Annotated in this window: 16 protein-coding genes; 4 read left to right on the top strand and 12 right to left on the bottom strand. The window is 72.5% G+C overall.

The genetic code is table 11. From position 1 onward, the window contains the following. Positions 1-13: 13 nt before the first annotated feature. The 8 genes from I2501_RS02550 to I2501_RS02515 form a co-directional block, all read right to left on the bottom strand. The gene (locus tag I2501_RS02550) at positions 14-961 is read right to left on the bottom strand and encodes a S66 peptidase family protein (protein ID WP_196192089.1); all 948 of its coding nucleotides are present in this window, start codon (positions 959-961) and stop codon (positions 14-16) included. After that, entirely contained in the window at positions 958-2,028 is a 1,071-nt protein-coding gene (locus I2501_RS02545) for an ABC transporter ATP-binding protein (protein ID WP_196192088.1), read from the bottom strand. Before I2501_RS02545 ends, I2501_RS02550 begins: the two co-directional genes overlap by 4 nt. After that, complete coding sequence (locus tag I2501_RS02540; protein WP_196192087.1) at positions 2,025-3,044, bottom strand: ABC transporter ATP-binding protein; 1,020 nt, start codon at positions 3,042-3,044, stop codon at positions 2,025-2,027. The genes I2501_RS02545 and I2501_RS02540 overlap by 4 nt, the downstream gene beginning before the upstream one ends. Continuing rightward, positions 3,041-3,988: an ABC transporter permease gene (locus I2501_RS40465; protein ID WP_196192086.1), complete on the bottom strand. Its 948-nt coding sequence runs from the start codon at positions 3,986-3,988 to the stop codon at positions 3,041-3,043. The genes I2501_RS02540 and I2501_RS40465 overlap by 4 nt, the downstream gene beginning before the upstream one ends. After that, the gene (locus tag I2501_RS40460) at positions 3,985-5,022 is read right to left on the bottom strand and encodes an ABC transporter permease (protein ID WP_328806157.1); all 1,038 of its coding nucleotides are present in this window, start codon (positions 5,020-5,022) and stop codon (positions 3,985-3,987) included. Before I2501_RS40460 ends, I2501_RS40465 begins: the two co-directional genes overlap by 4 nt. 10 nt (positions 5,023-5,032) lie before the next feature. Then, positions 5,033-6,898, bottom strand: a complete 1,866-nt coding sequence (locus I2501_RS02525) for an ABC transporter substrate-binding protein (RefSeq protein WP_196192085.1) — start codon at positions 6,896-6,898, stop codon at positions 5,033-5,035. Between the two features lie 63 nt (positions 6,899-6,961). Continuing rightward, a complete protein-coding gene (locus tag I2501_RS02520) occupies positions 6,962-8,308 on the bottom strand; it encodes a M20/M25/M40 family metallo-hydrolase (protein ID WP_196192084.1) in 1,347 nt (448 codons plus the stop codon). 88 nt (positions 8,309-8,396) lie between these two features. Continuing rightward, entirely contained in the window at positions 8,397-10,430 is a 2,034-nt protein-coding gene (locus I2501_RS02515) for an alpha/beta hydrolase family protein (protein ID WP_196192083.1), read from the bottom strand. Between the two features lie 218 nt (positions 10,431-10,648). Between I2501_RS02515 and I2501_RS02510 the strand changes: the two genes are divergently transcribed. Next, positions 10,649-11,995, top strand: a complete 1,347-nt coding sequence (locus tag I2501_RS02510) for a type III PLP-dependent enzyme domain-containing protein (RefSeq protein WP_196192082.1) — start codon at positions 10,649-10,651, stop codon at positions 11,993-11,995. A 47-nt stretch (positions 11,996-12,042) separates the two neighbouring features. Here the strand turns inward: I2501_RS02510 and I2501_RS02505 are convergent, their stop codons facing one another. Next, entirely contained in the window at positions 12,043-12,975 is a 933-nt protein-coding gene (locus I2501_RS02505) for a LysR family transcriptional regulator (RefSeq protein ID WP_196192081.1), read from the bottom strand. Positions 12,976-13,127: 152 nt separating this feature from the next. After that, on the bottom strand, positions 13,128-14,045 hold the full coding sequence (locus I2501_RS02500) for an NAD(P)-dependent oxidoreductase (RefSeq protein WP_196192080.1): 918 nt from the start codon (positions 14,043-14,045) through the stop codon (positions 13,128-13,130). 586 nt (positions 14,046-14,631) lie between these two features. Here I2501_RS02500 and I2501_RS02495 point away from each other — a divergent pair. After that, entirely contained in the window at positions 14,632-17,004 is a 2,373-nt protein-coding gene (locus I2501_RS02495) for a protein kinase domain-containing protein (RefSeq protein WP_196192079.1), read from the top strand. Between the two features lie 20 nt (positions 17,005-17,024). Here I2501_RS02495 and I2501_RS02490 read toward each other — a convergent pair whose 3' ends face one another. Continuing rightward, the gene (locus tag I2501_RS02490) at positions 17,025-18,857 is read right to left on the bottom strand and encodes a gamma-glutamyltransferase family protein (protein WP_196192078.1); all 1,833 of its coding nucleotides are present in this window, start codon (positions 18,855-18,857) and stop codon (positions 17,025-17,027) included. A gap of 58 nt (positions 18,858-18,915) precedes the next feature. Continuing rightward, positions 18,916-19,878: a N(4)-(beta-N-acetylglucosaminyl)-L-asparaginase gene (locus I2501_RS02485; protein ID WP_196192077.1), complete on the bottom strand. Its 963-nt coding sequence runs from the start codon at positions 19,876-19,878 to the stop codon at positions 18,916-18,918. A gap of 283 nt (positions 19,879-20,161) precedes the next feature. On the opposite strand from I2501_RS02485, the gene I2501_RS02480 reads away from it, so the two are divergent. Both I2501_RS02480 and I2501_RS02475 read left to right on the top strand, forming a co-directional pair. Beyond that, positions 20,162-21,298 (top strand): glycoside hydrolase family 18 protein, encoded by a 1,137-nt coding sequence (locus I2501_RS02480; protein WP_215909176.1) that lies wholly within the window; start codon positions 20,162-20,164, stop codon positions 21,296-21,298. Between the two features lie 88 nt (positions 21,299-21,386). Further along, positions 21,387-22,319, top strand: coding sequence for a LysR family transcriptional regulator (locus I2501_RS02475; RefSeq protein WP_215909175.1), 933 nt, complete (start codon positions 21,387-21,389; stop codon positions 22,317-22,319). Positions 22,320-22,338 lie beyond the last annotated feature (19 nt).

Below are 22,338 nucleotides of genomic sequence, written 5' to 3'. Positions count from 1 at the left end.
GCGCGCGATGCCCTTAGTCTTGACGGTCGGTCAGAAGCACCTGGTCCAGGAAGGTCAGCGTGCCCTTCTCCGTGTCCAGACGGGCATGGACGCCGATCGGCCAGGTCTGCATCGCGGTGTTGTGGCCGATGTTCACCCCAGCCAGCACCGGCACGCCCAGGTCGCCGAAGCGGTCGGCCAGCAGCCGGTCGATCTCTTCCGGGTCGCCGCACTCGGTGAAGGTGCCGAGGACGACGCCCGCGACGCCGTCGAGGTAGTCCTTGGCCCGGCGGAGCTGGGTGAAGACGCGGTCCAGCCGGAACGGGCGCTCGTCGACGTCCTCCAGGAAGAGGATCCCGCCGCGCGCCGGGTAGGAGGTGTCGGTGCCCAGACTCGCCGTCAGCAGCGTCGCGGTGCCGCCCAGGGTCACGCCCTCGGCGACGCCGGGGACCAGCGCCCGGGAGCCGGGGAAGCTGAGCTGCGTGACGCGCTCGGGGGTGAACAGCAGCTTCGTCAGCTCCTGGAAGTCGTACTCGTCCGGGCCCTCCCAGAAGCCGCTGGCGGCGACCATGGGCCCGAAGAACGAGACCCAGCCCAGCTTGGCGGCGAGCGCCTCCAGCAGCGCGGTCACGTCGGAGTAGCCGACGACGACCTTGGGCGCGTCAGGGTCGATCCGGCTCCAGTCGACCAGCTCCAGGGTGCGCTGCATGCCGTAGCCGCCCTTGGCGGTCAGCACGCCCGCATAGCGCGGGTCGGCCAGCGCGCGGGTGAGGTCCGCCGCCCGCAGCGCGTCGTCCCCGGCGAGGTAGTCGTACACGGTGCCTGCGGCCCGGGCCGAGGGGAGGACCTCCGCCTTGAGGCCGAGGGACGTGAGCGCGCGCAGCCCGGACTCCAGGCGCTCCTGGTCGTGGACGGGCGAACTGCCGCACAGGACGGCGACGGTGTCGCCGGGACGCAGGGCGGGTGGGCGCAGCAGGGTCATACGGACTCCGTGAGGGCGTCGGTGTGGAGCAGGTGGCAAGCGGCACGGTAGCCGTCGGCCGCCAGGACGGGCAGCTCGCGGCGGTCGCAGGCGGCCTCGGCGCGCTCGGGCTCGGAGGCGGCGGCCCAGCGCCCGCAGCGCGGATGGAAGCGGCAGCCCGCCGGGATCGCGGTCGGGTCCGGCGGTTCGCCGGTGAGCAGGGTGGGCCGCCAGTCCTCGGCGCCGGTGGGGATCACCGAGAGCAGCGCCTTGGTGTACGGGTGCTGCGGGCGGAGCAGGACCTCCTCGACGGTGCCCTGCTCGACGATCCGGCCCAGGTACATCACGGCGACCCGGTCGGCGATGTTCCAGGCCAGGCCCAGGTCGTGACTGACCACCAGGGCGGAGAGCCCGAGCTCGTCCCGCAGGTGCAGGATCAGCTTGAGGATCTCGCCGCGCACCGAGGCGTCGAGTGAAGCCACCGGTTCGTCGGCGACGATCACACGCGGGTCCAGGGCCAGCACGCCGGCGATGACGACGCGCTGCTGCTGTCCGCCGGAGAGCTCGTGCGGGTAGCGCCCGGCGAACTCCTCCGGCGGGCGCAGTCCGGCGCGGGCCAGGGCCCCGTGGACGCGTTCGGGAAGCCCGTCGCGAAGCCCGTGCAGACGCGGGCCGAGGGCCACGGCGTCGTAGACGTTCTGCTTGGGATTGAGGGCGCCACCCGGGTCCTGGAGGACCAGCTGGGTGTGGCGGCGGTACTGCTTGAGTGCCTTGGCCGAGTAGCCCAACGGTGTGTCCTGGTACAGCACCTGGCCACTGGTCGGCTTGACCAGGCCGACCAGGGCGCGGGCCAGCGTCGACTTGCCGCAGCCGGACTCGCCGATCAGCGCGACGATCTCGCCCTGGCCGATGCGCAGGTTGACGCCGTCGACGGCGCGGGCCGGGGCCCGGCCGCGTGAGCCGGGGTAGACGACGGAGAGGTCGCGGGCCTCCAGCGCGGCGGGCCGGGCGCCGGGTGGAGCGTCGGGCAGGGCGCCGGGCTGGGCACCGGGCGCGCTCGCGGCTTCCTCGGTGGGGTTGACGGTCACGAGTCGCCTCCGGGTTCGGGCTTGGCGTGCAGGCAGGCGGCGGTGCGGCCGGGTCCGGTCGGCCACAGCAGCATCTGCCCGGTGCGGCAGGCGTCCTCGGCCTCCGGGCAGCGCGGCGCGAACGCGCAGCCGGTGTCGTCCCCGGACGGCCGCGGCGGGTCACCCGGCAGCCCGGCCGGGGCGCGCCGGGAGGCGGGGTCGCCGATGGTCGGGAAGGCCCGGGCGAGGGCGCGGGTGTAGGGGTGCTGCGGCTGCTCCAGCACCTGCCGGGACGGGCCGAGTTCGACGATCCGTCCCGCGTACATCACGGCGAGGCGGTCGCAGGTGTGCGCCAGCAGCGACAGGTCATGGGTGATCATGATGACCGCGATCCGTGACTCGCGGACCAACTCGCCCAGCAGTTCCAGGATCTGCGCCTGGACCATGACGTCGAGCGCCGTGGTCGGCTCGTCCGCGATGATCAGGTCCGGGCGGCAGGCCAGCGCCATCGCGATCATCACGCGCTGCCGCTGGCCGCCGGAGAACTCGTGCGGGTAGCTGCGCATCCGGCGCGACGGAATGCCCACGCTGTCGAGCAGTTCGGCGGCGCGGCGTTCGGCCTCCTTGGGGCCGACCTTGTCGTGCAGCAGCATCGGCTCGGTGATCTGGTCCAGCACCGTGCGCACCGGGTTGAGCGCGCTCATCGCGCCCTGGAACACCACCGACGCGCCCGCCCAGCGGACGGCGCGCAGCTTGGACCAGGTGGTGGTGAGCAGGTTCTGGCCGTCGAAGAGCACCTCGCCGGTGACCTTCGCCGTGCCGCCCTGGAGCCGCAGCAGGCTCAGCGCCATGGTCGACTTGCCGCACCCTGACTCCCCCGCGACGCCGAGGGTGTCACCGGGCGCGAGGCTGAAGTCGACGCCCTGGACGGCGGCAACGGACCGGCCGCCCTGGCGGTAGGTGACGTGCAGGTCGCGGACCTCCAACAGCGGGCGGTCCAGCGGACGTTCGGGGGTGAGGGTGGTCTGCGCGGTCATCGCTTGTTCTCCATCCGCGGGTCGAGCACGTGCTCCACAGCGCGCCCGGTGAGCGTGAAGCCCAGCACGACGGCCAGGATCGCCAGGCCCGGCGGCAGCAGGTACCACCAGGCGTCGGCGGTGAACGCGCCGCCGAAGAAGGCGTCGTGGATCATCTGGCCCCAGGTGACGTCGGTCGGGCTGCCCAGGCCGAGGAAGGTCAGCGTCGCCTCCGACAGCAACGCGCTGGCGACGGTCAGGGTGCTGGACACCAGGATCAACGGCATCACGTTCGGCAGCACCTGACGCAGCATGATCTGCCCGTTCCCGGCTCCGAGCGCGCGGGCCCGTTCGACGAACGGACGCGCCTCGACGGCCAGGGTCTGGGCGCGGACCAGCCGGGCCGTCGCCGTCCACGAGGTGACGGCGATCGCGATGGTGATGGAGGTCGAGCCCTGGCCGAGCACGGCGGCCAGCGAGATGGCCAGCGGCAGGCTGGGCAGCGCGATGAACCAGTCGGTGACGTGCATCAGCGCCCGCCCGACGAGGCCGCCGTAGTGCCCGGCCACGATCCCGACCGCGCTGCCGAAGACGACGGTCAGCACGGTGGCGATCACGCCGATCTGCAGCGACTCGCGCGACCCCCAGATCAGCAGCAGCAGGACGCTGCGTCCGGCCTGGTCGGTCCCCAGCGGGTAGGAACCGCTCGGCGCGGTCAGCAACGGCCCGTTGACCTTGGTGACGTCGAGCTGGTCGGGTCCGATGAACGCCGGGGCGACCAGCGCGAGCACGACGAACAGCAGCAGGATCGACAGCCCGGCCACGCCGGACGGCCGGTGCAGGAACGCGCGGACGAAGCGCCGCGCTCCGGCGAGTCGGGGCGGCACGGAGGCCGCGGCGGAGGGCTCACCGGCGGCCCCGGGGGCGGGGGCGCCCGGCGCGGGGACGGTCTGTGCGGCGCTCACTGGGCACGCACCCGCGGGTCGAGGAACCGGTAGACCAGGTCGGCCAGCAGATTCATGAGGATCACACTCGCGCTGAAGACGATGAAGGTGCCCTGGAGCACCGGCAGGTCGGGGATGGTCAGTGCCTGGTAGGTCAGGTCGCCGAGGCCGGGCCAGGAGAAGATGGCCTCGACCGTGACGGCGCCGCTGATCAGGCCGCCCAGGTGCATGAAGATCATCGTCACCGAGGGCAGCAGCGCGTTGGGCAGGGCGTGGCGGCGGCGCACGGCGTCGTCGGTGAGGCCCTTGGCGCGGGCGGTGAGCAGGTAGGGACTGCCCTTCTCCTCGATGATCGAGGAGCGCATGATCGTCACGTACTGCGCGTAGACGACCAGCACCATGGTCAGTGCGGGCAGCACCAGGTGGCGGGCGACGTCCAGATAGTGCGTCATGCCGGTCTGCGGCAACGTCGGGTCGCTCATCCCGGCCGTGGGCAGGAACCCGTGGAACGGGCCGATGCCGACGCTGAAGACGATCAGCAGGATCATGCCGAGCCAGAACGTCGGCACCGACCAGAGCGTCAGCGACGTGGCGGAGGTGAACCGGTCGAACAGGCTGCCCGCACGCCAGCCACTGCGCATGCCCAGCCAGAGGCCGAGCACGACGGAGATGGCGAACGAGGTGCCCATCAGCAGCAGCGTCGGGCCGATCCGGCTGGCGATCAGCGACGCCACGGACTGCTGGTACTCCCAGGAGTAGCCGAGGTGCCCGTGCAGGGTGTCGCTCACGTAGCTGAGGAACCGCTCCCACATCGGCTTGTTGAGCCCGAGTTGGATCCGCAGCTCGGCCAACTGCGCCTCGCCGACGGGGCGTCCCTGGGTCATGGTGCGCACCGGGTCGGCGGGCATCACGTTGAAGAGGACGAAGCCGATCACCAGGGTGACCGCGAAGCTGACGACGGCGGCGGCGAGTTTGGTGACGAGGTAGCCGGGCCGCGGCACCCGGAACGCCCGACGGGGGCGGGGGTCGGGTGCCGCGACAGCCGGCTCCGCCACGGCGGCGGGGCTACTCACGGTCGTCCGCCCCCGCACGGCGGCGGACCACGACCGTGCCCGCTCCCACGACGACCACGATGCCGACCAGACCCAGCCACAACCCGGTGCTGCCGGAGCCGGAGGAGGCCGAGGCGCTCTGCGCGGCCGGAGCGGCCTTCAGGTAGCTCCAGAAGGTGGTCTGCGCCGGGTAGTAGCCGTTGGTCTGCGTGCCGGTGACCAGTCCGGTGACGTTCGAGGACGCCGCGATCTTGTCCGTGGCGTAGTACAGCAGCTGGTCCACGTCGGCGTTGTAGAGGATGCCCTGCATCTGGCCGACGACCTGGGCGCGCTGGGTGGCGTCGAAGACGGTCGCCTGCTGGCCGAAGAGCTTGTCGTAGGCCGGGTTGCAGTAGAAGGAGTCGGTGTTGCCGCCGTTGCCGTTGTCGTCGGGCAGCGTCGCGCAGGTCTGGATGCCGAGCAGGTAGGTCGGGTCGGGGCCGGTGGTCCAGGAGTCCATCAGCATGTCCCAGTCGCCCTTGCCCAGGTTGCTGTTGAGCGCGGACATGCTCATCGGCTGGATGTCGACGTTGATGCCGATCGCCTTGAGCCATCCCGCCAGATAGGTGGAGATGGCGGCGTCCTCGGCGCGGCCCGAGTGGATGCCGAGGCGCAGGTCGAGCGGCTTGCCGGTCTTCGGGTCGATCCGGACGCCGTTCGGGCCCATTGTGTACCCGGCGGCGTCGAGCATCTTGTTGGCGGCGGCGGGGTCGTAGGGCTGGCCTTGGCCTGCCGGGGGCGTCCAGTTCCACTGGGGCCAGGCGGGCGGCAGGTAGCCTGCGGCGACCTGGCCCTGACCGTCGATCACCTTGGCGAGCAGGGTCTTCTTGTCGACGGCCTCGGCGATCGCGCGGCGCAGCGTCGGGTCGGCCAGCGCGGGGTTGCCGGTGCCGATCGGCTTGCCCGAGCGGGTCTTCGCGCCGGGGTTGAGCTCGACGCCGGTCCAGCCCTCACCGGCGGCCTGCGCGGTCCGCACGCCGTCGGCGTGCTGGAGGGAGGAGAACTGGGTGGCGTCGACGCCGTTGATGTAGTCCAGCTGACCGGCCTTGAGCGCCGCGACCGCCGCGTCGGACTCCTTGTAGAGCTGCTCGATCAGGTGGTCGTACTTCGGCGCGCCCAGCACGAACGACTTGTCGGCGTCGAACTTGGCGTACTGGTCCGTCTGGTAGTCCGTCAGCACCCAGGGGCCGTAGCCGACGACGGGGAACGTGTCGTTCTTGTAGGTCGACAGGCCCGCGACGTGGGACTGCCAGATGTGCTGCGGCACGATCGGGATGCCGGAGATCGGGATGCTGACGTAGGTGACGTTGGCCTCCGGCTGCTTGGTCCTGATGACCAGCGTGGTGGGGTCGGGCGCGGTCACCGAGGCGAAGTTGGAGACCAGCGTGCCGTTGGCCGTCCCGGCCACGGAGTTGGTCATGATCAGGTTCAGCGTCCAAGCGGCGTCGGCGGCCGTCAGCGGCTGGCCGTCACTCCAGGTGAGCCCGCTGCGGATCTTGAAGGTCCAGGTGAGGTGGTCCGGCGACAGGGTCCATGACGTGGCCAGGTAGGGGGCAGGAACGCCGTTCTCGTCGATGGTCGTCAGCGACGGGTAGATGCTGCCGAAGATGTCGAGCGAGCCGTTGAAGAAGGCGGTGAACGGATTGAGCGTGTCGACGCCCGAGCTGTCCATGGCGACGCGCAGGGTGGTGCCGGAGGTGGCGGACGAGGAGGCGGCCCGCGCGGCGGTCGCCGTGGCCAGGGCGGCGGGTCCGGCCATGAGCAAGCCGCTCGCGCAGGCGGCGGCCAGCGCCGTCCGCAGTCTTCTGCCGGTGCTTCTCTTGGTGTCGCGCACAGTCATGTCGGTCTCCGTGGGGGTTTTCAGGAGGGTGGGGGTGACGCGCGGGTTCAGGCGTGCAGGCGCTCAGGCGAAGGCACGGGGGTCGGTCATCAGATAGGTCGTCAGCACCCGGGCGCCGAAGGCGAGGCTGTCGGTGAGCACGCGCTCGTCGACGCCGTGGACGTACTGCCAGGCGTTGAAGTCCGCGGGGGTGCGGCCCGGCACGAAGCCGAAGCCGGGGATGTCGAGGGCGGCGAAGGCCTTGGCGTCGGTACCGCCGGTCATGCAGTACGGGAGGACCAGCGCCTCCGGGTCGTGGGCGCGCAGGGCGGCCGCCATCGCGGCGAAGTCCGGCGAGGTGTGGTCGGCGCTGACCGGGGGCAGGTAGTCGCCGGTCCGGGTGAGGTCCGGGCCGAGCAGGTCGTCCACGGTGGCGAAGAACTCCGCCTCGGTGCCGGGCAGGATCCGGCCGTCGAGCGCGGCGCTCGCCTCGCTGGGGATCACGTTGTGCTTGTAACCGGCGCGCAGCATGGTCGGGTTGACCGAGTTCGCCAGGGTTCCCGACACCAGTTCCGCCGCCGCGCCCAGCGGGCTGAGATCGGTGGGGTCGATCGCCACGCCGAGGTGCCGGGAGAGTCCGTCCAGCAGCGCCGCGACGATCGGCACCACCCGGACCGGCCACTCGTGCCGGTCGAACCTGCCGATCGCGGCGGACAGCTTGACCAGGGCGTTGTCGTCGTTGCGCTTGGAACCGTGCCCTGCGGTGCCGCGCGCGGTCGCGGTCATCCAGGCGCTGCCACGCTCGCCGGCGGCGATCGGGTAGAGCCTGGCACCGCCCGGCAGCGGGACGCTCTGGCCGCCGGACTCGCTGATCGCGGCGTTGACGCCCTCGAAGAGGTCCGGGTGCTGCTCGACCAGGAAGCGGGCGCCGTACTCGCCGGTGTCCTCCTCGTCGGCGACGAAGGCGAAGACCAGGTCGCGCGGAGGCTTGGCGCCGGTGCGCTGCAGATGTCGGACGAACGCCAGCATCATCGCGTCCATGTCCTTCATGTCGAGCGCGCCGCGTCCCCAGACCGCGCCGTCGCGGACCTCTCCGGAGAAGGGGTAGGTCGACCAGTCGGACGGCTCGGCGGGCACCACGTCCAGATGTCCGTGGACCAGCAGCGCGGGGGCGGCCGGGTCGGCGCCCGTGATGCGCACCACGGTGTTGGCCCGGCCGGGCGCGGACTCCAGGACGACGGGTTTCAGCCCGGCGTCGGTCAGCTCCCCGGCGACCCATTCCGCGCAGGCGCGCTCGCCGCGGCTCTCGCCGCCGCCGTAGTTGCTGGTGTCGAAGCGGATCAGGCGGGAGCAGAAGTCCACCGCGTCGTCGGCGAGCGCCGCCGCCTCGTCCGCGGAGGGGACGGGCGTCGCGGCAGCGGTGTCGGTCATGACCAGCACCTCACGTTCTCTGGGAGGGGTGGGAGCCGTTGGACAGGCCCCGGGTTCGGATGATGCGCGCACGAAGGCTGATGAGCCGTCACGGCTCGCCCATGACATGGGCGTAGAGGTCGAGCTCGGCCTGGAGGGCGGCGGCGGTCGTGGCCGCGCGCCGGAATCCGTGGCCCTCACCGGGGAACTCCAGATGGCGGAAACAGAGGCCCGGCCCGTGCGCCTGTTCGACGGCGGCGACGAGGCGGCGGGCCTGGTCGGGGTGGCAGATGGTGTCGTCCAGGCCTTGGAGCATCACGAACGGGACGGTGATCCCGGCGGCGTGCGCCAAGGGCGACACCGCCGCGTAGCGGTCCGCGTCGTCCGGGAGCACGCCCACCAGGGACTCGATGTAGCGGCTCTCGAAGTCGTGGGTCTCGCCGTGCGACCAGGTCGCCGGGTCGCTGATCGGGTAGTAGACCGAACCGCAGCAGAAGACGTCGGTGTGGGCGAGTGCGGCGAGCGCCGTCCAGCCGCCCGCCGAGCCGCCCCGGATCGCGGTCCGGTCCGGGTCCGCGAGTCCGGCGTCGGCCAGCGCCCTGGCCACGGCGACGCTGTCGGCGACGTCGACGGTGCCCCATGTGTGGCGCAGCCGGTCGCGGTAGGCGCGGCCGTAGCCGATCGAGCCACCGTAGTCGACCGAGGCGACGGCGAAGCCGCGGCTGGTGAAGAGCGACAGCTCCAGGCTGCGGGTGCCGCCGGTCCGGCTGGTCGGGCCGCCGTGGACGTCGATCAGCAGCGGTGGCGGGCCTGTTCGCCCTTGCAGCTGGGGACGGGTCGGCGGGTAGTAGACGTAGGGCACCTCCCAACCGCCCTCGACCGCGACGGTGCGGCGCTGCGGGATCGAGTGCCGGTCCTCGAACGGGTCGGGGCTCGCCGGGACGCAGCGGGTGACCGTGATGCCTGGCGCACCCCTGTCCTGACGTGCCGCCAGGTCGAGGCGCAGCGGCGTCGCCGACTCGGTGGGGCTCGCCGCGACGACGGCCACCGCCGAGGAGTCGCCGGACCAGCCGACGGCGAAGTCGGTCCACTCCCCTGCCAGCTCGGTCAGCCCGCCGGTCGCCGGATCCCACAGCGCGAGGCTCTGGTCGCCCGCGCTGCGGCGGAACAGCACGCCCGCGTCGGTGACGGCGAAGGAGGTCGCGCCGACACGCCAGATCGCGTGGGAGCACTCGACGTCCGTGCGCAGCACGCAGACCGCGTCCGCCTTCGCGGGATGACCATCCGTCAGATCGACGCGGTGCAGGTTCCACCAGCCGTCCGGGTCGCCCATCGCGTAGAGGGTGTGAGCGTCGGCCCACTCCGCCTGCGGGACCGAGACGCCGTCGCCGCCCAGGACGCGCACCGGCGGGGCGGCCACCCCGTCCTCGATCCGAGCCACCATCAGCTCGCTGGTGTCCCACGGCATGGCGGGGTGGTCCCAGCCGATCCAGGCCAGCCGGGCACCGTCCGGGCTGAGCCGGATCCCGGAGAGGAAGTGGTGCGAGCGCGCCACGACGCGGATCGCGTCCGGGTCCTCGGCCGCCGCCCCGGACAGCGGGACGGCGACGATGTCGCGGGTGGTGCGCGGCGCGGGATCGGCAGTCTCGTCGCCGGGGGCGGCGCGGGTGGTCTCACGGATGCACCAGACCTCGTCGCCGCCTTCCGGCCCCGGGATCGGGTCGGCGTAGGCGGTGCGCACGCCGTCCGGGTCGGCCGGGGTGAGCGGGAGCGGGGCGACCTCGGTCTCCGGAAGGCCTGCCGCGAGGGCCGTGACGACCGCGGCGTAGAGCCGCTGGTCGGACGCGCGGGTGAAGACGAGGCGGTGCTGCTCCGCCCCGGGCAGTACCAGGAAGGGCCGACCGCCGTAGCCGATCGAGGAGTTGCCGACCGACCATCCCGGCCCCAGCACCCCGCGCACCGGAGCTCCGGGCGCGGCGCAGCGCCACAGTCCCACGCTCGCGGTCGTCGGGTCCGACGCGCACCACCACGTCTCGGCACCGGCCACCGTCGGCCACACCGGCGCGCCAGGCCGGGCGGCGACGGCGTCCGGGGTGATCACCTGGGTCGTCTCGGGCGTGACGGGCGAGGATCGGGCGGTCATGGGCACACTCCTCGTGCGAAGTCGTGCTGCGTCGTGCAGATCACACGGCGCAGTCGCCGTGGTGAGCCGTTATGTTGACTGCTGAAGCCCAGCCGACCGACAGCCGGGAACGAAGTGGTGACTGAGCACCGAGGTTTTCGATGCTCCCGCCCAACTCCGGCTCAGCGGTGCAGGCTGAGCCCGTCCGACCGCCCGGCACTCCCGCGAGCGAGGTAGCGATGCTTCCGCCCCCGACCCCGACCGGCTCCGCAGCCGCCAAACGCCGCACCCGGCGGGACGCGGCCGTCCGGGCCGCCGTCGCCCAAGGACTCCTGGACGAAGTGGACAGCCCGGTCGCCGCCTTCGTGGACCTGGCCGGGATCGGCGACAGCGCCCACGCGCTGCGCACGGCCTGGCCGCCCGAACTCGACGTCCTGCACGCGTTCGCCGCCAAGGCCAACCCCCTGGTGCCGGTGCTGGCCCAGCTGCGCGCCCACGGACTGGGCTGCGAGGTGAGCAGCCCCGGCGAATTCGCGCAGGCCCGCGCCGCCGGGTTCCTCCCGGAACAGCTGGTGTTGGACTCGCCGGTCAAGACGCTCGCCGAGCTGTCCACGGCGCTTGGCGACGCCATCGCCGTCAACATCGACAACTTCGAGGAGCTCGAACGGGTCGACCGGCTGATCGGCACCGCGACAGCCGACGTGACGGCACAGCGGATCGGCATCCGGCTCAACCCCCAGGTCGGCCTCGGCAGCATCGCGGCGATGTCGACGGCGGGCCGCACCACCAAGTTCGGGATCGCGCTGGCCGATCCGGGCAACCGCGAGCGCCTGCTGGACGCCTACCGGGACCGGCCCTGGTTGCGCTGGGTCCACGTCCACGTCGGCTCCCAGGGCGTGCCGCTGGACCTCAACGCGGCGGGCGTGGCGGCTGCCGTCGACTTCGCGCGGGAGGTGAACAAGCAGCGGCCCGGTCAGGTCGTCGGCATCGACATCGGCGGCGGACTGCACGTCGACTTCACCGACGACAACGACTCCCCGACCTTCGCGGACCACGTCAGCGTGCTCCGGCGGGAGGTGCCGGAGCTGTTCGACGGGTCCTTCCGGATCGTCACCGAGTACGGGCGGGCGCTGATGGCGCGCAACGGATTCGTGGCCACGCGGGTGGAGTACACCAAGACCTCCGGCGGGCGACGCATCGCGCTGACCCACGCCGGCGCCCAGATCTCGGCCCGCACCGCCTTCGCCCCGGACCTGTGGCCGCTGCGTGTCCTCGCCTACGACGCCGACGGCAGCCCCAGCCGCGCCGAGCCGGAGGTCCAGGACGTCGGCGGCCCGTGCTGCTTCGCGGGCGACCTGCTGGCGCAGGAGCGGCTGCTGCCGCGCCTGTCCGCGGGCGACCTGGTCGTCGTGCCGGACACCGGCGCCTACGCCTTCTCCGCGCCGTTCCACTACAACAGCCTGCCGATGCCCCCGGTCCACGGCTTCGAACTCGCCCGCAACGGCGCGGTGCGGTTCACCGTGCTGCGCGCCGCCGAGAGCATCGACGAGGTCGTGGCCAGAAGCGGCGGCACGGTGGCACGCTGAGCGACGCCGCCGGACCGCCGGTCAGGACCACCAGTCAGGCGCGCAGGTCAGGACCGTCCGTCTCCGGAACGTTGACGGTTCATCACCGTCAACAGGTTCGAGGCGACGCTGCCGAGGTAGGCCAGGAAGGTGTTGAGCAGCGGATTCGGGTTGCCCGGCCGCGAGGCGACCATCACCCTTCGGTAGAGCCGCGGCCCAGACACCCGTGTCGTCTGCACACCCGGGGTGTCGTTGATGCCGAGGCTGGGCACCAGCGCGATCCCCATGCCCGCGCGGACCAGGCCGAGCATCACCTCGTAGTGGTCGCTGCGGCAGCGGATGTTGGGGACGAACCCCTCCAGTGCGCAGATCCGTTCCAGCAGGGACATCGGCGATCCGGTGCCGCACATCCACTGCTCCCCGGCCAGCTCCTGGAGCCGGACCTGGGCGCGTCGGCCCGCCGGGTGTCCCGTCGGCACCACCAGGTGCAGCGGCTCGCGGAGCAGTTCCCGTACTTGCACCCCGTCCGGCACCGCCCACGGGCCGAACGGGTACTCGAAAGCGATCAGTGCGTCGATGGCCCCCTGCTGCACACTGTCGGCCAGGTCGTCCGGCTCTCCCTCGACGAGTTCCAGCTCCACGGCGGGGTAACGTCCGGAGAACCGCGACAGCGCCTGCGGCAGCAACCGGTACCCGGCGGAGGCGAAGAAGCCGATCCGCAGGTGCCCGGAGTCCGCGCGGGCCTGGGAGAGCAGGTCCTTCTCGGCGGCGTCGAGCAGCGCGAGCACCTCCTGCCCGCGCAGCGAGAGCCGCCGCCCGGCCGACGTCAACCGCAGGCTCTGCGCCCCGCGTTCGACCAGGCTCACCCCCACCTCCTTCTCCAACTGGGCGAGCTGGTGGGACACCGCGGAGGGCGACAGCCGGAGCCGCCGTGCCGCCCCCGCGATGCTCCCCGACCGGTCGATCTCGGCCAGGACGTGCAGGCGGTGCGTGTTGAGCATGTGCGGCACCCTAGCCAGTGGTGATCACGGAACGATCTCACAGGAAACGCGGGGGCTGCCGACCCGCGTCGCCGGAGGTTCGGCGGGGCCCACGCGCTTCCGGGCTCAGACCGTGAACTCCGCCCGGAGGCCGGTGTTCCGCCCTCCGACGGTCAGTAGCCTTCGTCGGTTCGCACGGCGAGCCTCGGACGTCGACCGTCGGACACCTCACGCAGGCATGCGGTGAAGTCGGCAATCACGTCGCTGTCCTCGGTCACTCCGGCGGAGTGCGAGGTGACGACCGTACGCGGCAGCCGCCAGCAGGCGGCCTCCGCGGCAGGCGGCTCCGTGGGGAGGACGTCGAGGACAGCCGAACAAACGCTTCCGTCCACCAGAGCCGCCTCGAGCGCGTCCATGTCGACGGTGGCTCCTCGGCCGACGTTGAGGAAGGTGGCTCCCGCGAACCGGCGGAACAGCGCCTCGTCGAAGAAGCCCTGCGTGGCATCCGTCAGCGGCAGGGCCGACACCACCCAACGGGCGTCTGTGACAGGCGCGTTGCCGGGGGTGACCACCCGCTCGAACCCCGGTGCCTGGCGCGGGGCTCGCGCGACCCCGACCGTCCGGATCCCGCATTTCCGCAGCAGCCCGCCGACCGCCGACCCGATCTCGCCGACCCCGTACACCACCGCAAGCTGCCCGCCCGCAAGTTCGGCCGGCTGCCGCCGCCAGACCCGGTCCTGCTGCTGGTCGAGGAAGAGCGGGATGTTCTGGCACTCCGCCAGCAGCCATCCCAGGACGAACTGCGCGATGCGTTCACCCATCCGCCCGACGGTACGGGTGACCAGCACCTTCTCCGGCCACGGACGGCCCTGCCCGGCGCGCAGGACGGCGTCCACTCCTGCGTTGCTGCTGTGGAACCAGCGGAGCCGGGGATCGTGCAGCAGCCCCTGCGGCAGGCCAGGTCCCACGAACACCAGCGGGGACTGGTCACCGCCGCTGATCGAGGACAGGCGGACGCCCCCGAGCGCATCCGTCAATCCGTCCGACAACTCGTCGGAGACGACCACCCGGTACCGGTCCACTGGCTCCATCCGTGCACGCTCCCGCTGGTCGCAGCTTCTCCACCGGCCACAGATGGTACGGAAGCGAGGGCCGGGGAGACCCGTAGAGCCCGCCGCAACCGGCACTGGCACTTCCCGGTCGCGGGCTTCGCTCACCGACATTCGGCACCGGAACGTCCGTCAGGGCGTCTTCCGCAGTGGACGGTCGGCCGCCCCGGACCCCGAGTCCTCGACGCATCGCGGACTCATCCGAACAGGGGACTTCGGAGCGCCGCAGTCGCCGCACGTCCAGGCGCTGAACCGCTGGATGCCGTGCCGGTCGGCGAACTTGGCCTTGGTTGAACACCATGGGACACTCGCGGACGGCCCGGGCCGGTGACGGGGCCGAGCAACGGGGGACGGTGGTCGGGGTGGGGCCGGACGAATGCCGGAAGCGGTCGTGTCCGCATGGAGCCTGAGGCGACGGTTCGGCCTGCCCATTCCCGAGCACGGCGGGACGTGAGCATGCCGGACCGCATCGGGGTGGAGGCGGGGACGCGACCTGCCGGTCGGTGCAGCCGCCCGTGGCACCGAGCACCACGACGGACCCCCGCGACGACTCGGGGGGATGGACACAGTGAACGAGGGGGATGGCGTGGAGCCGCTGGAAGCTGACGACCCGGCAGAGATCGGGACCTACCGGTTGGTCGCCAGGCTGGGCGCGGGTGGCATGGGACGGGTCTACCTGGCCCGTAGTGCGGGCGGCCGGACCGTGGCCGTCAAGGTGGTGCGTCCGGAACTGGCGGGCGACCCGGACTTCCGGGCGCGGTTCCGGCGCGAGGTCGCGTCCGCGCGCTCGGTCTCCGGAGGGTTCACCGCGCCCGTGGTGGACGCGGACCGCGACTCCCCGTCACCCTGGCTGGCCACCGCCTACGTCCCGGGGCCGTCGCTGGCCCAGGCGGTGTCGGAGTTCGGACCGCTTCCCGCGGGCAGCGTGCGCGTCCTCGGGGCGGTACTGGCGGAGGCGCTGCGGGCGGTGCACGGGGCCGGGCTGGTGCACCGGGATCTGAAGCCCTCGAACGTGCTGCTGGCGGTGGACGGGCCGCGGGTGATCGACTTCGGGATCGCCCGCGCGCTGGACGAGGTCGGCCTGACCAGCACCGGCGTGGTGGTCGGCTCACCGGGGTTCATGTCACCCGAGCAGGCGTCCGGTCGGCCGGTCGGGCCTCCCGGAGACGTCTTCGCGCTGGGGGCGGTCCTGGTGTTCGCGTCCACCGGGCGGGGTCCGTTCGGGCAGGAGTCCGCCGCGTCGTTGTTGTACCGGGTCGTCCACGAGCCGCCCGAGCTGGCCGGTGTTCCGCACGATCTCCTACCGACGGTGACCGCGTGCCTGGCCAAGGATCCGCAGGCGCGGCCCACTCCGGACCAGGTACTCGCGGCCCTTGCCGCGGAGGGGGTCGCCGCACAGCCGGGCAACGCGTGGCTGCCGGCCGAGGTCGCCTCCGCGATCGCACGGCACGCCGCCACGGTGATGGAGCTGGAGACCCCTCTCCCGGCACCGGCCGCCGGCGGGGACCCACGGGTGCCGGCAGCCGGTGCCGCGGCGCAGCCGGGTCGAGGCGACCGCGGGGACCGCGGAACCGTTCTGCTCGGCAACCGGGACACCGGTCCTGACGCAGGTCCCCCGACGGCTGCCTCGGAGGCGACGTCGTTCCCGTCGCCACCGCCGTCCACGGCGTCCGTGCCCCCGGGGCGTTCTGACGCGGTGTCGCGGCGCACCCTGGTGTACGCCGGGCTCGGCATCGTGGCCCTGGGCGCAGCCGGAGGCGGGACCGCCCTCGCGCTCAGCCAGGGCGGCGGCGCACCGACACCGAGCCCGTCGGCGAGCCGGTCCGGTACCGCCACCGCGGCCCCTTCGGCGACCGCGACCCGCCCTCCGGGGGTCCCTCCGCAACCGCTGTGGAGCTACACGGCCAACCAGGCCGTCCAGAGCCCGGCACTGGCCGCGGACGGCATGGTTGCGGTCGCCGGCCAGGAAATGGTCACCCTCAGAGCGAGATCAGGCGCCCTGCAGTGGACCGGACCCCAGGTCTCGTCGAGCTACCAGCAGCAACCCGTCGCCTACGGCGGCGGACTGTTCGTCACGCTGAACCAGGACGGCAGCAGCCCCGCGCTGTCCGCTTACGACCCGGCGACCGGCGCCCAGCGGTGGACGCTGCCCGAACCGGCGCAGTACGCCTTCACCAGCCTGCTCGCGGTCAACGACCAGGCCGCCTTCCTCATCGGCAACCAGTACAAGCTCGACGCCCACGGGCAGCCGATCATCGTGTTCGGGGACGACACCAGCACGCAGGTTGTCATGGCCGTCGACCTGCACACCCGCCAGGTGCTGTGGACCCAGCACCGGACCGTGGCCAACGGCTACGACGTGTTGGGCTTCGCCACGAGCGGCTACCTGGTGTACACCAACGACAAGAACAACATCGTCGTCCGCGACACCCGCACCGGCGCGCAACTGTGGTCCCAGGACTACGGCAACCCCAAGTGGCAGAACCCCGTCCTCCCCCTCCTCGGCGGCGACACCCTGTTCCTGCCCGGCCCGCAGCTGTCGGGCTACGGCCTGGCCAAGGGAGACAGCAGGCTCTCCAGCGCGAAGCTCACCAACGCCGACTACGACTCCCTCGCCTACGCGGACGGTCGCCTCTATCTGACCCAGGGCGACGGCACCGCGCTCGCCCTCGACGCCCACACCGGGGCCCAGATCTGGACCAGCCAGGTCGACACGACCGTCAGCCGCACCCCCATGGTCGTGGTGGCGGACACGGTCTTCTGCCCGGTCCTCATCAACGGCCAGTCCAGCGGCGTCACCGCCCTGGACGTCACCTCTGGCAAGGCCCTGTGGACGTTCCAGGACGGAGACTCCTCCACCGACGAGTGGTGGCTGTCCACGGACGGCACCCAGCTCTACGCCGTCCACGGAAGCCACGTGTACGCACTCCCGCCACGGTGACGTGGAGCGGGGCTCCCGGCTCAGCGGCCGACGGCGTACCCCTGCATGCCGCGCGGGTTGGCCGCCGCCGACAGCACTCCCGTACGCGGGTCGCGGGCCACCGCGCAGAGGCGGCCCTCCGACCACGGGTCGGCCAGGGTGACCCGGTGGCCGCGGGCACGCAGCTCGGCGGCGACCGCGTCGCCGATCCGGTCCTCGACCACCAGGCTGCCCGGCCGCATGCCGCGCGGGAAGAACGAGCTCGGGAACGCGTCGGTGTGCCAGTTGGGAGCGTCGACCGCACCCTGAAGGTCCCACTGGCCGCGGACCGGCGGGCGCAGGGCCACCGCGAGGAAGAAGTGCAGGCTCCACTGGTCCTGTTGGTCGCCGCCAGGCGTGCCGAAGGCCATCACCGGCACGCCGTCCCTGAGCGCCAACGACGGGGTGAGCGTGGTGCGCGGGCGGCGGCCGGGAGTGAGCGTGTTGGGCAGGCCGGGTTCGAGCCACGCCATCTGCAGGCGGGTGCCGAGCGGGAAGCCCAGCTCCGGGACGACGGGGTTGGACTGCAGCCAGCCGCCGCTTGGCGTGGCGGAGACCAGGTTTCCCCAGCGGTCGACGACGTCGAGGTGGCAGGTGTCGCCCCGGGTGAGGCCGTCCCGCGCGACGGTCGGCTCCCCCGCGCCGGACGGCAGCGTGCCCAGCGCGTCGAAGCCGTCCTCCGCGCCCGACTTGGCCAGCTCCGAGAGCAAATGCTCGACGTGCGCGGGCAGTCGCGGCGTCCGCCCGTCCGGGGAACCGGGCCGTAGCTCCAGGCTGGCCTGGTCCCCGATCAGCTTCCGGCGGGCGGCGTTGTACGCGGGCGCGAGCAGGTCGTCGAGCGGCACGTCGGCCGCGTCGCCGTACCAGGCCTCACGGTCGGCCATGGCCAGCTTGGCGCCCTCGACCAGGGTGTGCACATAGCCCGCCGAGCCGTACGCGGTCTCGCCGGTGCCGAAGCCGTCGGGCAGCAGGGCGAGTTGCTGGAGCAGCGCGGGGCCCTGGCTCCACGGTCCGGCCTTGCACAGCGTCCAGCCGTTCCAGTCCACGGTGACCGGCGCCTCGTACCCGGCCCGGTACGCCGCCAGGTCGTCGCCGCTCAGCGTGCCGGTGTGGCGTTCGCCGGAGGTGTCCATGGTCGGCCGGTCCGAGGCGCGGACCAGGGCCTCGGCGACGAAGCCCTCGCGCCACGTCCGGCGGGCCGCGTCGATCTGCGTCTCGCGGTCACTGCCCGCCGCCTCCGCCTCGGCGGTGACGCGCCGCCAGGTCGCGGCGAGGGCGGGGTTGCGCAGCAGGTCACCGCCGCGCGGGGCCCGGCCGCCGGGCAGGTAGAGCTCGGCGGAGCTGGTCCACTCCTGCTCGAACAGCTCGCGGACGCTCTCCACTGTGGCTCCAATCCGCTCCACAGCCGGGTGGCCGGACTCGGCGTAGTGGATCGCGTAGCGCAGCACGTCGCGCACGTCGCGGGTGCCGTGGTCGCGCAGCAGCATCATCCAGGCGTCGAAGGCTCCCGGCACGGCCGCCGCGAGCGGCCCGGTGCCGGGGACCAGGTCCAGGCCGAGCGAGGTGTAGTGCGCGACGCCGGCCCCGGCCGGAGCCGGTCCCTGGCCGCACAGCACGGCCGGGCTTCCCCCGGCCGGGGCCAGGATGATCGGCACCTCACCCGCGGGTCCGTTCAGGTGCGGCTCGACGACGTGCAGCACGAAGCCCGCCGCGACCGCCGCGTCGAAGGCGTTGCCGCCGTCCTCCAGCACCGCCATCGCGCACTGCGACGCGAGCCAGTGGGTGGACGACACCATGCCGAAGGTGCCCTGCAGGGTGGGGCGGGTGGTGAACATCGGCGAACCCTCCGACCGTGTGGCGTGTGGACGACGAACCGTGAACCGTGACGAACCGTCAGAGCACCGCGCGGGGACGGAACTCGGGCTCGGTTGAGTCCGTCGTCATCAGCGCGTAGACGCTGCCCTGCTGACCTGCCGCGCCGCCGTGCCGGCCGTCGGGGGTCAGGGCGAGGGCGCGCAGCTCGGCGCGGTAGTCGTCCGGCAGCGTCGAGGCATCCGCCAGGCCGAGGCGGCAGGCTTCGGCCGGGTCCTGGCCCGCGGCGAGGTGGTCGACGATGGTCCGGGCGGTCCCGCCGCGCATGCTCAGCTCCCCGCGACCGGTGCAGGCGGCTCCGCCGGCCCGCAGGTCGCACCAGTTGCCCGCGCCGGGAACGGCCGAATCGCCCACCCGGCCGGGGTACTTGTACGGGTACCCGGAGGTGGACACGCCCACGCACAGCTCGCCGGACGCGTCCAGCGCGATGATGTTGATGGTCCCCCACGGCCCCTCGTGCGGCGCGAACTTGCGCACCAGGTCGAGCGCCGCCGCGCGGTAGCGGTGGTCCCCGGCCACGGCGGCGGTGTTCTCGCCCTCGACGGAATCCGCCAGCTCCTTGCGGGCCACGGCGTCCAGCTGCTCGCGCCAGAGCTCGCGCGCCTCGTCGGTGAGCAGCTCGGCGCGGGCGAATCCGTTCTCCTCGGCGAAGAGCTCCGCGCCCTCGCCGACGAGCAGGCAGTGCTGCGGCAGCCGCTCCAGTACGGCGCGGGCGATCGAGATCGGGTTCGGAAACCCGTGCACGGCACCCACCGCGCCGAAGCGCCGGCTGGAACCGAGCATCACCGAGGCGTCCAACTCGACCTCGCCACGGGCGTTGGGCAGACCGCCGGTCCCGACGTAGTGGTCGGCGAGGTTGTCCTCACAGCACCGCATCGCCGCCTCGACGGCGTCCAACGCGGACCCACCCCGCCGCAGCACGTCCATCCCGGCGGGCAGGCCGACCTCGCTGCGCTCACTGCCGATGATGACCGGTTCGGGCATGTCCGCTCCTCTTCGTCCCTGCGGCGATCTTCGACAAGCACTCTGGCATGAAAGAGGCGCTGATGGGGAGGGGGTATTACCTGTGAAGATCCGCAGCCGCGCGAGCCGTCGGTGCGAGCCGTCGGTGCGAGCCGTCAGCGAGCCGTCGGCGCGGAGAGAGCCGAGGGGCGCTTCCCGCACCGGCACCGCTTTTTGGTCCAGACCATTGACGGAGCGCCAGGCTCCACTCCACCCTGTGATCCACCGCACACCACCCGAGAGCCCGGCCCGCCTGGAGGCGAGGATGCGCATGCACACAGGACGCTTCAGAACCCTGTCGGCAACCACCCTGCTGGTCGCAGCAGCCCTCACCGGAACCGCCGCCGCACCCGCGCAGGCGGCCCGCGCCTCTGCCGGTTCCGCCACGGCGGCCTCGACGACCTCGCCGATCCAGGTCTACGGCGCGTGGGACTGCGGCAACGACGAGTGCACCTGGGGCACGGTCCGCAACATGACCGACTTCGACACCAACAACCACTGGCTGATCGACCGCGGCGACGGCACCCCGTCGGTCAACCTGGTCGTGCTCTCCTTCGTCGACCCGCTCAAGCTGCTCGACGGCACCAACGACACCGGCGACGTGAACGGCGCGCCCGTCGGCATGGACCAGGCCGTCGTCAACTACTTCACCAGCCACGGCGTCCGCGTGATGCTCTCGCTCGGCGGCGTCACCTACACGGCCGACTGGGACACCGCCCTCAGCCAGAACCCCACCCTGCTCGGGCAGAAGGCCGCAGCGCTGGCCACCCAGCTCGGGGTCGGCATCGAGATCGACTACGAGAACTCCACCAGCCCCAACCTGACGGGCCTTCAATCCTTCATCAGCGCCTACCGGGCCGTACACCCGTACGACGCCACCGGCGCCGACCCGACCGCCCGCCTCACCATCGACCTGGCCGCGGGCGACCGCTACCTGATCGGGCTCACCCAGTACGCCACGGCCAACTGGCTCAGCACCAGCAATCCGGTGCTGGACTACGCCAACGCGATGGTCCCCAACAAGCAGCCCTCCACGTCCGCTGCCGAGGCCAACTGGCAACAGCACATCGACGGTGAGCCCCAGTACAGCCCGCCGATCGCGCCGCTCGCCCCGGCCAAGTTCACCGGCAGCGTCTACCTCGCCGGGCAACCCCAGGTGCTCCCCGAGTGCAACAACTTCGCCTCGTCGCTGGAGAGCACCACCGGCAGCTGGCTCCAGTCCGCCGCGCCGGGCGGCGCGGGGACGACGCCGGGCATGCTCGGCTACATGTTCTGGGCCGCCGAGACCCCCTCCGCCCGCGGCATGTCCACCACGCCGCCCAACACCTGCCAGGGCGGCGTCGGCATCGGCTCCACCACCTACGCCGTCCCCGTCCCCATGCCCGCCCTGCGCCAGGGCTGACGTGTCGTCATCGTGCGTCGGCTGCTGGGTCGGATGCCACGTCCGGCGTCCTCCCTGGTGACAGGTGCGGCCTCCCAGCGGCCGTAGGATGATCGGTGTGGAGCTGCGCCAACTGCGGTACTTCGTCGCCGTCGCCGAGGAACTGCACTTCGGCCGGGCGGCCGCGCGACTTCTGATCGCCGGCCCTTCGCTGTCGCAGCAGATCAAGGCGCTCGAACGCGACCTCGGTGTGCGGCTGTTCGACCGGGACCGGCGCTCGGTGATGCTCACTCCGGCCGGCACGGCGTTGCTCCCGCACGTGCGGGCGCTGCTGGACCGGGCTGACGACCTGCGGCACCGGGCGGGGCGGCTGTCCGGTTCGGAGCCGGTGCGGCTGGGCTACGTCAACTGGCTGCCGCCCGACCTTGGTGCCCGGACCTCCGCGGTGGCCCGGGTACTGGTCGACCCCTGGGTGGCGCCCTCGCACGCCCAGGCGGGCCGGGTGGCCGACGGCAGCCTGGACGTGGCGGTGTGCTGGGCGCGTGAGGAGGACCTGGAACGCTTGGGCCTGGTGGCCCGGTTGGCCGGCGCCGACCGGCTGTACGCGGTGTCCGCGGGGCCGGCGGCCGGGCCGGTCCGCGCACGGGAGGCCGCAGTGCTCCTCGACGGCGATGTCACGTCCTGGGAGTCCTGGAACGTCTACGCCCAGGAGTTGGCCCGCGACACCGGTATCCGCGCGGAGCAGGTGTCCCACGGCGGTGTAACCGGTCCGGCGTTCTTCGACCACGTCCGCCGCCTCGGCCTGCCTGTCGTCAACTCGCCCAAGGAGCAAGGTGGTTCGTTGCCCCTCGACCTGGTCCAGCGCCCGTTGGCGGAGCCGCAGCCGTACTGGACCTGGTCGCTGGTCCGGCGGGCCGACGAGGTCCGCCCGGCCGTACTCGCGGTGGTCGACGCACTGTGCGAGGGCGTCGACGCCGCGGCCCTCGGGCTGCGCGACGCCGGGGCATGGCTGCCCGCCGGTGACCCCCACCGGCTGCGCTGAGGCCGGTCGCGCCCCGGAC

The sequence above is a fragment of the Streptacidiphilus fuscans genome (genome assembly GCF_015690355.1).
GTDB lineage: Bacteria > Actinomycetota > Actinomycetes > Streptomycetales > Streptomycetaceae > Streptacidiphilus > Streptacidiphilus fuscans.
The sequence above is the reverse complement of the archived record's forward strand: the minus strand, read 5'-3'. Positions and strand labels throughout refer to the sequence as shown.